General features: G+C 73.7%; 14 protein-coding genes. 2 read left to right on the top strand and 12 right to left on the bottom strand.

Annotated elements, in window-relative coordinates; translation table 11 throughout:
- Positions 1-87: 87 nt before the first annotated feature.
- The 10 genes from crcB to FXF68_RS33905 all read right to left on the bottom strand — a co-directional run bounded on the left by crcB (position 88) and on the right by FXF68_RS33905 (position 7,803).
- Positions 88-453 carry a fluoride efflux transporter CrcB gene (gene crcB, locus FXF68_RS33945; protein ID WP_148766602.1) on the bottom strand — a complete coding sequence of 122 codons (366 nt, stop codon included), beginning with the start codon at positions 451-453 and terminating at the stop codon, positions 88-90.
- On the bottom strand, positions 450-827 hold the full coding sequence (locus FXF68_RS33940; protein WP_148766600.1) for a DUF190 domain-containing protein: 378 nt from the start codon (positions 825-827) through the stop codon (positions 450-452). The genes crcB and FXF68_RS33940 overlap by 4 nt, the downstream gene beginning before the upstream one ends.
- Positions 824-1,420, bottom strand: coding sequence for a fluoride efflux transporter FluC (locus tag FXF68_RS33935; RefSeq protein ID WP_148766598.1), 597 nt, complete (start codon positions 1,418-1,420; stop codon positions 824-826). Before FXF68_RS33935 ends, FXF68_RS33940 begins: the two co-directional genes overlap by 4 nt.
- A 187-nt stretch (positions 1,421-1,607) precedes the next feature.
- Positions 1,608-2,111, bottom strand: a complete 504-nt coding sequence (locus tag FXF68_RS33930) for a carbohydrate-binding protein (protein WP_187438240.1) — start codon at positions 2,109-2,111, stop codon at positions 1,608-1,610.
- Positions 2,112-2,365: 254 nt separating this feature from the next.
- Positions 2,366-3,559: an acyl-CoA dehydrogenase family protein gene (locus FXF68_RS33925; RefSeq protein WP_148766594.1), complete on the bottom strand. Its 1,194-nt coding sequence runs from the start codon at positions 3,557-3,559 to the stop codon at positions 2,366-2,368.
- Positions 3,560-3,562: 3 nt separating this feature from the next.
- Entirely contained in the window at positions 3,563-4,621 is a 1,059-nt protein-coding gene (locus FXF68_RS33920) for an acyl-CoA dehydrogenase family protein (RefSeq protein WP_187438239.1), read from the bottom strand.
- A gap of 32 nt (positions 4,622-4,653) precedes the next feature.
- Positions 4,654-5,115 carry a nuclear transport factor 2 family protein gene (locus FXF68_RS33915; RefSeq protein ID WP_148766590.1) on the bottom strand — a complete coding sequence of 154 codons (462 nt, stop codon included), beginning with the start codon at positions 5,113-5,115 and terminating at the stop codon, positions 4,654-4,656.
- Positions 5,115-5,636 (bottom strand): Zn-ribbon domain-containing OB-fold protein, encoded by a 522-nt coding sequence (locus tag FXF68_RS42735; protein ID WP_187438238.1) that lies wholly within the window; start codon positions 5,634-5,636, stop codon positions 5,115-5,117. Before FXF68_RS42735 ends, FXF68_RS33915 begins: the two co-directional genes overlap by 1 nt.
- Positions 5,637-5,638: 2 nt before the next feature.
- Positions 5,639-6,871 (bottom strand): thiolase C-terminal domain-containing protein, encoded by a 1,233-nt coding sequence (locus FXF68_RS42730; RefSeq protein ID WP_187438237.1) that lies wholly within the window; start codon positions 6,869-6,871, stop codon positions 5,639-5,641.
- Complete coding sequence (locus FXF68_RS33905; protein WP_148766585.1) at positions 6,871-7,803, bottom strand: LLM class F420-dependent oxidoreductase; 933 nt, start codon at positions 7,801-7,803, stop codon at positions 6,871-6,873. The genes FXF68_RS42730 and FXF68_RS33905 overlap by 1 nt, the downstream gene beginning before the upstream one ends.
- A gap of 147 nt (positions 7,804-7,950) precedes the next feature.
- On the opposite strand from FXF68_RS33905, the gene FXF68_RS33900 reads away from it, so the two are divergent.
- On the top strand, positions 7,951-9,663 hold the full coding sequence (locus FXF68_RS33900) for a thiamine pyrophosphate-binding protein (protein ID WP_148766583.1): 1,713 nt from the start codon (positions 7,951-7,953) through the stop codon (positions 9,661-9,663).
- A gap of 11 nt (positions 9,664-9,674) precedes the next feature.
- Complete coding sequence (locus FXF68_RS33895; RefSeq protein ID WP_148766581.1) at positions 9,675-10,016, top strand: DUF6907 domain-containing protein; 342 nt, start codon at positions 9,675-9,677, stop codon at positions 10,014-10,016.
- Between the two features lie 72 nt (positions 10,017-10,088).
- On the opposite strand, the gene FXF68_RS33890 is transcribed toward FXF68_RS33895, so the two are convergent.
- Both FXF68_RS33890 and FXF68_RS33885 read right to left on the bottom strand, forming a co-directional pair.
- Positions 10,089-11,024: an enoyl-CoA hydratase gene (locus FXF68_RS33890; RefSeq protein WP_222870207.1), complete on the bottom strand. Its 936-nt coding sequence runs from the start codon at positions 11,022-11,024 to the stop codon at positions 10,089-10,091.
- Complete coding sequence (locus FXF68_RS33885; protein ID WP_148766579.1) at positions 11,021-12,544, bottom strand: class I adenylate-forming enzyme family protein; 1,524 nt, start codon at positions 12,542-12,544, stop codon at positions 11,021-11,023. The genes FXF68_RS33890 and FXF68_RS33885 overlap by 4 nt, the downstream gene beginning before the upstream one ends.
- Between the last annotated feature and the right edge of the window lie 8 nt (positions 12,545-12,552).

Raw genomic sequence — 12,552 nt, 5'->3', positions numbered from 1 at the left:
GGGCGTCCCGGTGCGGTGATCGGCCCAGGCCGGGCCGCTAGGGAGCGGCGCCGGCGGGGAGCCGCCGCGAAGGAGTCGGCGGAAGGGTCAGGCGCCGACGATCGCCTGGGCCACGGCCATCCCGGCGTAGGCGGCGCCGAGCCCGGCGGCGAGCGACATCAGGGCGTTGAGCAGCGCGTAGGTCCCCGAGCCGTCCTCGATCAGCCGGACGGTCTCGTACCCGAACGTCGAGTACGTCGTGAGCGCGCCGCAGAAGCCGGTGCCCGCGACGGCCATGACGCCGCTTCCCGGGGCCAGCTCGGTGAGCATGCCGAGCACCGCGCAGCCGACGATGTTGACGGTGAACGTCCCCCAGGGGAACACCGAGTCGTGACGGGACTGGACCGCGCGGTCCGTCAGATAGCGCAGCGGCGCGCCGAGCGCGGCGCCCAGGGCGACCAGCAGGACGGTCATTCCCCCGACTCCCCCGACTCCTGCGACTCCTCCGGGGCGTCCGAGCGGGCCGCGTAGCGGATGACCTCGACCGGGTCGAGGACGACGAGGCCCTCCTCGATCAGCTCGTCCAGCTGGGGCAGGAACGCGCGGACCTTCTCCTCCGCGTCCACGATGACGATCGCGATCGGCAGGTCCTCGGTCAGCGACAGGATCCGGGACGTGTGCACGCGGCTGGACGTCCCGAAACCCTCGTAGCCGCGCAGGACGGTGGCCCCGGCGAGCCCCGCCTCGTGGGCCAGGCGCACGATCTCGTGGTAGAGGGGCCGGTGGCGCCACTGGTCGTCCTCGCCGATGAGGACCGTCAGCCGGAGGGCCGAGTCGTGCAGCTTCATGAGTTCTCCTTACCCTCGCCGCCCGAACCCCCGCCGTCCGAACCCCCGCCGTCCGAACCCCCGTCGTCCGAAACCTCGTCGTTCGCGCCGTCGTCGACGGCCGGTTTTCGCGGACGGGAGAGCAGCCGCGTCAGCCAGACCCCGGCCTGGACCGCGAGCAGCGCGCAGACCAGCGTCCCGAACAGGTAGAGCAGCGCGCTGCGGGCCATCTCGTCCTGGACGCCCCGCTGCACCTCGACGAGCGCGGTGGAGAACGTGGTGTACCCGCCGAGGATCCCGACGCCGAGGAACGGCCGCACCAGCCGGTGCGCCCGCCGCACCTCGGTGATCAGCACCATCAGCACGCCGATCAGCAGGCAGCCGGACACGTTGACCGCGAAGATCGCCCAGTCGAACGCGCCGGTCCGGTGCGGCAGCGCGGTCGAGATCCCGTACCGCGCGAGCGCGCCGCAGACCCCGCCCGCGGAGATCGCGGCGAGCGTGGACCAGTGGTCGCGGCCGAGATCCCACCGCCGTCGCGGGGGAACGCGCAGGTCGATGTCCGGGGCCCTGGGCGGGGCCGCCTCCGAGCGGACGGGACGTGCGTCGGGCACAGGACTCCTCCTACCAGCGTGCGCGAGAACCACTGGCAGGGACCGTTGGCGGCCGATGCCGCGGTTGCTCCGCTCGGGCGAGCTGGAAGCGGCGAGCCCCACCGCCGCGGTCCCCGGATGTGCGGGGACCGCGTCCCAGCTTAGTCGCACCGCGCCGGGGAACCGGCGGGAGACGCCGGTCAGCGGATCAGGTCGCCTGCCAGAGGCCGGGCGTGAGCTGGGGCTGCCAGTCGGCCTGCGACCTGTGCGCCTGGCGGCAGACGTAGCGGACGCCGTGGTACGTCACCGCGTCGCCGGGACGGTAGGCGACGCCGACCGCCCACGCGGGCGTGCTCACCCTCCGCCCGGGCGGCGGCGTCCGCGGCGGCCGGGTCCCGCCGGTCGGGACGGCGGACGGCGTCGCCGAAGGCGTCCGGGACGGCGTCGGGGCGCCGGACCTGCCGGGAGCCGCCGTGCCGGGCGGCACCCACGTCGACTCGGTGGGCGGGGCCGACTCCGGAACGGGCCCCTCGGACGCGGCGACGCCGGGCGCCGGGTCGGGGTCGGAGTGCGGCTGAAGCGCGGAGAACACGCCCACGAAGAGCACGATCGTCACGACGCCGCCGAGCACGGCGTACCCGAACCTGAACGTCCTCGGCGCGCGACCGTCGCCGCGATCGCCGCGCCCGCGCTCCGGCGCGCTCCTGTGCACTCGACCCCCCAGTTCCCGGCCGTGGAAGGACATGCCGCCGCGCCCGCCCGCCGAGCGCCGATCATAGTGACATGTTCGCGCGGAGCATGTCACTCGCCCATCCGCCCGCCCCGCGAGGCCGCGAGTTCCCGCCCGCGCGCCGCCGGAGGCCACGCGCGTCGTCCGCGCCCCAGCACACTAGAACGGGAACTCCGGCGGCGGGATGTCGAGACCGGATGCGGTCGATCTAGTCCCGGGTTGAACTGTCGGGCGCCCTACTTTCCGGGGCGGTTGCGCGCGTATTTCGGTAGCCCCAGAACCCGTTCCGCGATGAGGTTGCGGTGCACTTCCGTGGTGCCCGCGTAGATGGCGGTGCCCTGGGCGAAGCGGTGCGCCCATTCGATGACGCCGTCCTCCAGGGCGCCGTCCGCGCCGCGCGCGACGAGCGCCTCCGGGCCGACGAGGTCGATGATGTCGGCCGAGTCGCGGATCAGCAGCTCGGACGCGAGCACCCGGCCCATCGGCGGCGGGGTGTTGCGGGACGCCTCCACGTCCAGCGCGACCTGCCCGAGCCTGGCGCGGACGAGCGGGTCGTCGATGGGGCGCCCGCCGTCCGGCCGCCGCGCGGTCGACGCCCAGCGCAGCGTGTGCTCCAGCAGCCGCTCCAGCGTGTGCAGGTAGGTCTGCCCGGACGGGTTGATCTCCGCCAGCCCGTGCGCGTCGTCGCGTCCGATGCCGTGCTCGGCGCGCAGCGGCTCGGACAGGACGGTCCAGCCCTGGCCGCGCTGCCCGAGCCGGTAGTGGTCGGGGACCCGGACGTCCCCGTAGTAGACGACGTTGGTCCGCTCGCCGCCGAGCGTGTGGACGGGCCTGATCTCGACGCCCGGCGAGTCGAGCGGGACCAGGAACATCGTCAGGCCGCGGTGCTTCGGCGCGTCCGGGTCGCTGCGCGCGAGCAGGAAGCTGTACTGGCAGTTCTGCGCGCCGGTGGTGAACATCTTGGAGCCGGAGATCGTCCAGGTGTCGCCGTCCAGGACGGCCCTGGTGCGGGCCCCGGCCAGGTCGGAGCCGGTGTCGGGCTCGGTGTAGCCGAGGCAGACGCACACCTCTCCCCTGGCGATCCGCGGCAGCACGTCCGCCTTGAGGGCGTCGTTCGCGTACGCGCGGATGCCCGCGACGGACAGCCCGGTGGTGCCCTTGGTGATGCTGGGCGCCTCGCGGCGGCGCAGCTCCCGGTCCAGCAGGTGGACGCGCAGCGGGTCGAGCCCCGCGCCGCCCTCCTCGACCGGCCACGCCGGGAAGATCCAGCCCTTCGCGCCGAGCGCGCGGTGGAAGGCGCGGTTGTGGCCCGCGCCGGTCTCCCATTCCTCGTCGAGGACGTCCTGGGTGAGGTGCTCGTCGAGGAACGCGTCCACCTCCTTCACGAAGGGGGTGAGTTCCTCGTCCGGTTCGAGAACGCCGAAGTCCATGGGTCAGCCCTTCACACGGTCAGCGAGCAGGTCGCCGATGGCCGACAGCTCGGCCCTCGGATCGCCGGCGAGGACGCTCCAGCCCTTCGCCCGGCGGAAGTAGAGCTGGACGTCCGACTCGACGGTGAAGCCGAACCCGCCCTGGACGTGCGTGGCGACGGTGACCGCCTTCGTCGCGGCCTGGGCGGCGTACGCGAACGCCATCGGGACGAGTTCCGGCCGCGCGTCCGGCTCGCTGCCCGCGAACCAGGCCGCCTTGCGGGCGAGGTTGCGGGCGCCGACGACGCCGGTGTGCGCGTCGGCCAGCGCGTGGGAGATCGCCTGGAAGGCGCCGATGGGCGTGTCGAAGGCCGTGCGGTCCTTGACGAAGTCGAGCCCGAGCGCGAGCGCGCCCTCGCCGATCCCGGACAGGGCGGCGGCGGTGAGCAGCTTCCACTCGCGTACGGCCGTCGCGTACAGCGCGCGGGCCCGGTCCCCTTCGGCGAGGACGGTGCGCCCACCGGACGGCGGCCGCCACCACGCGACCGGGGCGCGTCCCTGGTTCGCGACCGAGGGCGCGGGCTCGCCCTCGTACAAGGCCAGCTCATCGCCGGTCAGCGCGATGACCGCGCCCGTGACCGCCCCGGCCGGGACGAGCTGCCGGGTCCCGTCCGGCGCGACGGGATGGAGGGCGAGCGTCGGGAACCGGCCGTCCTCCAGGGCGCCGCCGATCCACCTCCGTGCCAGGTCGGGCGCGGCCTCGGCGAGCAGCCGCAGCGCGACGGAAGCCTCGATCAGCGGGACGGGCGCGACGTGCCGCCCGGCCGCCTCGGCCACCAGGGCGAGGTCCAGCGGCGACGCGCCGCCGCCGCCGAGCACCTCGGGCAGCCCCATCGTGGCGGCTCCGGTCCGGACGAGCGAGCGCCACAGCCCCTCGTCGTGGCCGAGGGGCTCGGCCTCCCGGACCCGCGAGCTCGGGCACTCCCGGGCGAACAGCTCGGCGAAGGCGGCCTGCACGTCCGCCTGTTCCTCGCCGAGCGAGTAGTCGTTGCGTCTGAGCTCCGGGCGGTGCGCTGTGATCACGGGCATCTCCCTTCCGGCGCGAACGCCGTGAATCAGCCGGTCGTCGTCTCGTGGTGCGTCGTCTCGCCGTCCGGGACGCGGCCGTCCACCCGGACGCGGCGCCGCGCGAACCGCCAGCGCCCTCCGGCGAGGACGTACTCGTCCAGGTAGCGGCCCCAGTGGTCGAGGCCGTGCGCCATCAGGACCTGGAAGTAGGCGCGGCCCCGCGCCCGCTCCGGGTCGAGCAGGTCGATCTGGTGGGTGCTCACGAAGTGCCGCACGTAGGGCGGGGCGCCGCGGTCGTCGGCGGCGGTTCGCCAGCGGTCCCGCGTGCCGGTGAAGATCGTGGCGATCTCGTCCCGGCCCCGGTACACGCGGCCGTCGCCGATCTCCATCGCGGCGTCCGGCGCGAACAGTTCCATGAGGTCGTCGAAGCGTCCGGCGTCCCCGTACGCGTTGTAACGCGCGACCAAATCGCGGACGGCCTCACGCGCGGCGGCCTCCCACGGCTCCATCAGCGGTTCCGCTCGGCGGCCCGCCACGGGTCGTGCTCGGGCGGCTCGTCGGCGAGCCGGAACTGCGGCAGCGCGAGCCCGTCGTCGAGCTTCGTGAAGCACACCCGCACCCGCAGCCCGATCGCGACGTTCGCCTCGTCCTCCGGGCGGGACGGGTCGTCCCGCGCCACCAGGTTCGCGATCTTGCGCAGCGAGACGGACTCGTCCTCGCGGCCGCCGCGCCACGGGACGCCGCGCTGCTCGTCCAGCTCGACGAGCACCACCGGGTACGGCACCCAGTCGGCGAAGGCGGCGTTCACCGCCCGCGCGACGACCTGGTAGCTGTAGATCACGCCGGTGCCGGCGACCGGCTCCCACGTCCAGTCCAGGCACGTGCAGAACGGGCAGGCCGCGCCGATCTGCCCGCGCAGCAGGCCGCACTCCGCGCAGCGCTGCACGACCAGCTCGCCGCGCCCGGCCGCCTCGAAGTACCCGGCGTGCTCCGGGTCCGCCGCGATGTCGAACCCCTTGTAGACCGCCACCGCTACCTCCTCATGATCAGCGCGCTGGACACCGCCGGGGTCCCCCAGCCCATGTTCATCGCGACCTCCACGTCCCTGACCTGGCGGCAGCCGCCCTCGGCGTGGTCGTAGGTGTGCTCGCCCTCGCGCCAGCCGGGGCAGGAGTCGTCGGCCTGGTGGCGCAGTTGCCGGACGTTCTCGATCACCAGGTTCATGCCGTGCGTGTAGCCCTCGCAGAGCTGCCCGCCGCTGGTGTTGTTGGGACGCGCGCCGCCGAGCTCGATCGTCCCGCCGGACACGTAGTCGCCGCCCTCGCCCTCCGCGCAGAACCCGTACCCCTCGAACAGCAGGACGGGCGTGAAGGTGAACGCGTCGTAGCACCCGGTGAGCTGGATGTCGGCGGGCTCGACCCCGGCGTTGCGGAACGCGATCCGGCCGCCGTAGTACCCGGCCTGCCGGGTGATCGGGTCGCACTGGTAGTGGGCGAGCGGATCCTGGTACGGCTTGTTGGCCCGTCCCGTCACGGACATGATGTAGGCCGGGCGCTGCCGCAGGTCGCGTGCCCTGTCGGCGGACGTCACGATCACGCAGGTGGCGTTGTCGGTCTCGACGCAGCAGTCCAGCAGGTGGCACGCGGGCTTCACGATCCACCGCGAGTCGAGCACGTCGTCGACGGTCACCCGCTTGCGGTAGTACGCCCTCGGGTTGTTGGACGCGTGCTTCGCGTGCGCCACCTTCACGGCGGCGAGCTGCTCGTTCGTCGTCCCGTAGGTCTGCATGTGCCGCGCGAACGTGAACTGGAAGCGCTGCGCCGGGCTGCTGACGCCGTACGGCGTAGTGTCGAGCGCGTCGCCCACCAGCCGGGCGGGGCCGGGGCCGGACGGCGCGGGACGCCCGCCCATCCGCAGCGACGAGTAGCCGTTCATCGACCGGAACACCGCGACCGTACTGCACATCCCCGCCTCGATCGCGCCCATCGCCAGCCCGATGATCGTCTCGGTGCTGGAGCCGCCGCCGTAGGTGTCGGTGTAGAAGTTGAGCCGGATGCCGAGGTCCGTCGCGATCGTCTGGGACAGCGTCGAGTCGCCGACCTGGTAGCAGAGCATGCCGTCGACGTCCGTGGCGTCCAGCCCGGCGTCGGCCATCGCGGCGCGGACGGCCTCCACGCCCATGCTCCGGGTGCTGCGCCCGGAGCCGCGGACGTAGGCCGTCTCCCCCACCCCGACGATGCAGTACTTGTCCTTGAGCCCGCCCATCAGCCGTCTCCCGTCCGTGCGATCACCTCGTCGGCGAAGCGCTTGATGCCGTCCAGAACGTCCTCCTTGGTGGTCCGTCCCGCGTGTTTGTGGGGGGACGACCCTCCACGCCCCCCGGAACGGCCCGTATGGTCGCGGACGGGCGCGGCGACGACGCGCGTCACGCCCAGCTCCGCCGCCCGGCGGACGGTGTCGAGGTCGGCGGGGACGCTGCACGTGACCTCGAACGGCTCGTCCTCCCGCCCGGCCTCGGCGCGGGCCGCGCGGACGACCGCGAGCATGCGGGCGACGTCGTCGAGGTCCCGCGCGCCGATCTCGATCCAGCCGTCGCCGAGCCGTCCCGCGCGGCGCAGCGCGGGCGGGGACGTCCCGCCGACCTCGATCGGGATGCCGCGTCCCGCGCCGTACCGCTGCACCGGCTTCGGCTCGAACGCGACCGGACCGAAGGCGTAGTGCCGTCCCTTGTGCTCGACCGTCTCCTCGCTCCACAGCCTGCGGAGCAACGGGATGACCTCGTCCGTGCGGTCGCCGCGGTCGCGGAACGACATGCCGACGGCGGCGAACTCCTCCGCCAGCCAGCCGACCCCGACGCCGAGCGTGACCCGCCCGCCGGACACCCGGTCGAGCGTCACCACCGACCGCGCGGTGATCACCGGGTGCCGCAGCGGCAGGACGTACACGTTGGTGGCGAGCCGGATCCGCTCGGTGGACGCCGCGATCGCCGCGAGCACCACCCACGGGTCGTACATGGGGGTGCGGGGCTCGATCGGCGGCCGGCCGTCCGCGGTGTAGAGGTAGGTCGAGGGCAGCTCCGCCGGGAGCACCAGGTGCTCGGGGACCCACACCGACTCGTAGCCGTTCTCCTCCGCGACCCGCGCGGCCTCCGGCTGGTGCCGCGGGCTCAGCCCGTACATCGGCAGACCGAACTTCATGTCCCGTTCCTCCCGTGCGACGGCGCGCACCGCGATCATATATCTACCAGACGGTTGGTTGACTAGAGGCGATTGGAAATGGCATCGTGAAGGCGATCCGGCCCACCGTGACGCGAGTACGAGGCGAGAACAAGGCGAGGACGAGAGATGCCGACAGCACGCACCTTCCAGACCCCGACGCCGGTTCCGGAGGCCATCGCGACGGTGCTCGCCGAGGCGGGGATCGACATCGTCTTCGGCATCCCGGGCGGCGAGACCGGCAAGATCTTCAACGCGCTGGAGAAGTACCGCGACACGATCCGGACGGTCGTCGTCCGGCAGGAGTCGCTCGCCAGCGCCATGGCCGAGGTGTACGGGCGGCTGACCGGACGCCCCGGCGTCCTCATCGGGCAGGGCCCGTGGGTGCTCGGCTACGGGATCATCGGCACGCTGGAGGCGCACCTGTCGTCCAGCCCGATGCTGCTGCTCACCGACTTCTCCGACGGCGCCGGGCTCACCCAGCACGGCTCCTACCAGACGGGCACCGGCGAGTACGGCAACTGGGACGCCAGGCAGAGCTTCGCGGGCGTCACCAAGCAGGTCGTCGAGGCGCGCGGCGCGGCCGAGGCGGTGCACGGCACCCAGCTCGCGATCCGGCACGCGCTGAGCGGCGAGCCGGGACCGGTCGCCGTCGTCTACTCGGGCGCGGCGCTCACCGGGACGGTCGGGCCCGACTCGCGTCCCCGCATCTACCCGACCGCCGGATACGTGCCGCAGCCGGCGCCGCCCGCCCACGCCGAGCGGGTCGAGGCGGCGGCGCGGGCGATCGCGGCGGCGCGCCAGCCGGTGGTCATCGCCGGGAACGGCGTGCGGATCGGCCGGGCCGAGGGCGCGCTGCGCCGGTTCGCCGAGGCGCTCGACGCGCCCGTCGTGACCACTCCGTCCGGGAAGGGCTGCGTCGCCGAGACGCATGACCTCGCGCTAGGCGTGTTCGGCACGTTCGGCGTCCCCGCCGCGAACGCGGCCGTCGCGGGCGCCGACCTCGTCGTCGCGGTCGGGACGAAGCTCAGCTCCGGCGACACCGCCATGGAGAACCCGGCGCTGCTCGACCCGGAGCGGCAGACGCTCGTCCACCTGGACGTCGAGCCGCTGAACGCGGGCCGCGCGTTCCCGAGCGAGCACGTCCTGCTCGGCGACGCCGCCGCGACCCTCGACGCGCTCACCGAAGCGCTCGGCGGAAGCCCGACCGGACGCGGCCGGGAGCGGGCGGCGGCACTGCGCGAAGAGCACGGCCACTTCGACCACCCGGCCGCGACGTCCGACGCCGTGCCGATCATGCCGCAGCGACTGATCGCCGAGCTGTCCCGGGCGATCGGCGACGACGGCATCGTGACCTGCGACGCGGGCGAGAACCGCATCTTCATGACGCACTACTACCGGACGCCGAACGCGGGCGGCTTCCTCCAGGCGGCCGGGGTCGGGCCGATGGGCTACGCGATCCCGTCCGCGCTCGGCGCGAAGCTCGTCCATCCGGGCCGCCGGGTCGCCGCGGTGACCGGCGACGGCGGCTTCGCGATGGCGATGAACGGCCTGATGACGGCGGTCGAGCACCGTATCCCCATCGTCACCGTCGTGTTCAACAACGCGGCGCTCGGCTGGGTGGTGCACGGCGGCTCGTCCGTCTCGCACTTCGACGACTTCGACCACGCGGCCATCGCGCGGTCGATGGGCTGCCAGGGGATCCGCGGGGAGGACCCGGCGGAGCTCGGGACGGCGCTGCGGGCGGCGTTCGCCGAGGACGCGCGCCCGACCGTCGTGGACGTGCGGATCTCGATGGAGACGTCGTTCCGGGACGTCACGTCCCCCCTGGTGCGCGGTTGAGGAGGAACCCCATGCCCGTGGCCTCGAAGAACGCCTGCGCGCAGGACCAGCGGTGCCCCCGCTGGTGCACCCTGGACCACTCGGGGACGCGGACGGCGCTGCTGCACGAGAGCGAGGCACAGGGGCTCCCGCTCTCGCACCGGCACGACGTCCGGCTGCCGGAGTCGGTGGACCTGCGGGTCGTCCAGTACGGGCCGGACGAGCCGGGCGAGGACGCGGTCCCGCCGTCGGTGGAGCTGACCTACCACGTCGGGTCCCGCTACCGGGTGATCGGGCTCTCGGCCGGGGAGGCGCGGCGCCTCGCCGGGATACTGCTGGCCTGCGCCGCCCACGCGGACGACACCTCCGGCTGACCCCACTTCCGCATCGAGCGACGGCCGCCGCCGGATCCCTCCGGCGGCGGCCGTCGCGTCGCGGCGCCGGGGCTAGGGGGCGGGGGCCTCGGCGACGTCCTTCAGGGCGGGCTTCACGGGCGGGGCGGTGCGCCAGTCCGGCACGCCGTGCTCGGGGGTGGCGACGATGCTCTGCCCCTTGGTCTCGTTCGACCAGTGCGCGTGGTTGAGCTCGTGCAGCGTGAAGCAGGCGTTGAGCGAGTTGTAGAAGCCCATGTTGTCGACGGTCTGGTTCACCGACTCCTTGATGAGGAGGGCGGCCATCGTGGGGAGCTGGGCGATGCGGCGGGCCAGCGCGAGCGTGTCGCCGGCGAGCCGGTCCGGCGCGAACACCTTGCTCACCATGCCGAGCCGGTGCGCCTCGTGGACGTCGATCGAGTCGCCGGTGAGCAGCAGTTCCTTGGCCTTGCGCGGGCCGAACTCCCACGGGTGGCCGAAGTACTCGACGCCGCACATGCCGAGCCGGGTGCCGACCACGTCCGCGAACCTCACGTCCTCGTCGGCGACGATCAGGTCGCACGCCCACATCAGCATCAGCCCGGCCGCGTAGACGGTGCCGTGCACCTGGGCGATCGTGATCTTGCGGAGGTTGCGCCAGCGGCGGGTGTTCTCGAAGAAGTAGTGCCACTCCTGGAGCATCATCTTCTCGATGCCCGTCCGCGAACCGCCGTTGATCTTCGTCGTCGGGTGCTGGTCGGGGCCGGGGCCGTACTCCGCGCGGGACTCTGCCGAGCCGATGTCGTGGCCGGACGAGAACATCGGCCCCGCCCCGCCGAGGATCACCACGCGGACGTTGTCGTCGCGCTCGGCGCGCATGAACGCGTCGTCCAGCTCGACGAGCAGGCCCCGGCTCTGTGCGTTGCGGGTCTTCGGCCGGTTCAGCAGGATCCGGACGATCGTCCCGCCGTCGAGCTCCTCGTAGGTGACGAACCTGTAGTCGGATGAGCCGTTCAGATGGGCTGCGGTCACGGCATGCTCTCTTCCTGTTCGCCGAGCAGCTCCGCGCGCAGCTCGCGGCGGAGCAGCTTGCCCGTGTCGGTGTAGGGCAGTCCGGTGCGGAATGCCACGTGTTCGGGGGTGCGGGACGAGCGCAGCCGCCCGCGCACCCAGTCCTGGAGTTCGGCGGCGGACGGCGCGTGCCCGGCGCGCGGCACGACCGCCGCGACGACCCGCTCGCCCCACTCGGTGTCGGGGAGGCCGACCACGGCGGCGTCGGCGACCGCGGGATGCGCGGCGAGGACGTCCTCGATCTCGCCGGGCGAGATGTTCTCCCCGCCGCGGACGATGACGTCGTCCAGCCGTCCCTCGACGAACAGGTAGCCGGCGTCGTCGAGGCGGCCCTCGTCGCGGGTGGGGAACCAGCCGTCCGGGCGGATCGCGCGGCGGTCCAGGTACTCGCCCGCGACCTGCTCGCCGCGCACCCAGATCTCCCCGGTCCGCCCGGCGGGCAGCGGGCGGCCGGACTGGTCGCGGATCTCCACCTCGACGGACGGGACCGGCACGCCCACCGAGCCGAGCCGCCGCCGGACGTCCGGGTCCTCGCCGCCGAGCGCGGCGCGGTGGTCGTCCGGGCCGAGCACGGCGATCGTCGAGCTGGTCTCCGTCAGCCCGTAGGCGTTGACGAAGTCGACGTGCGGCAGCAGCCGCATCGCCCGCTCGATCACCGGGACCGGCATCCGCCCGCCGCCGTAGGACAGCGCCCGGAGCGCGGGCAGCGGACGGCCGCCCGCGGGCAGCGCGTCCAGGATCCGGCCGAGCATCGTCGGGACGACCATCGCGTGCGTGACCCGCTCCTCGGCCGCGAGCCGCACCCATTCGCGCGGGTCGAACGACGGGAGCTGGACGATCCGCCGCCCCGCGTACACCGAGGTCAGGACCGCCGATACGGCCGCGATGTGGTACGGCGGGACGCTCACCAGCGTGGCCTCGTCCTCGTCCGCGCCCATGAACTCGACCGTGGACACCACGTACGACGCGAGGTGCCGGTGCCGCAGCACGGCGGCCTTCGGCTCGCCCGTGGTGCCGCTGGTGAACAGCAGCACCGCGATGCCCTCGGGGTCGGGCGCGTCCTCGTCGGCGGGCGCGGTCCCGGCGATCGCCTTGAGGAACGTCTCGGTGCCGGCCTGGACGAGCCCGTCCGGCGACGTCCGGACGCGTTCGGCGAAGGCGGGGTCGGTCACCGCGACGCCGGGGACGACGCGGCGCAGGACGGCGGCGAGCCGCTCGTCCGCCAGCCGGTAGTTCAGCGGGACCATCGGCACGCGCGCGAACGCGGCGCCGAACAGCAGCAGCGGCACGGCCGGGGAGTTCACGCCGACCAGGACCGCGTGCTCCGCGTCGCGTCCGGCGAGCCAGCGCCCGGCGCGCCGGGACAGCTCGTACAGCCTCTCGTAGGTCAGCGCCTCGGCCGGACCGCCGCGCCGGGGGCCGAGCGCGACGCGGCCGCCGAAGCCCTCGGCGGCCATCCGCAGCAGGAGTGCGACGTCCATCGGTGCCC

Source organism: Actinomadura decatromicini, from assembly GCF_008121305.1.
In the GTDB taxonomy this organism is placed as follows: domain Bacteria; phylum Actinomycetota; class Actinomycetes; order Streptosporangiales; family Streptosporangiaceae; genus Spirillospora; species Spirillospora syzygii.
Note: the sequence above shows the minus strand (reverse complement) of the source record. Positions and strands in the feature narration are given on the sequence as shown.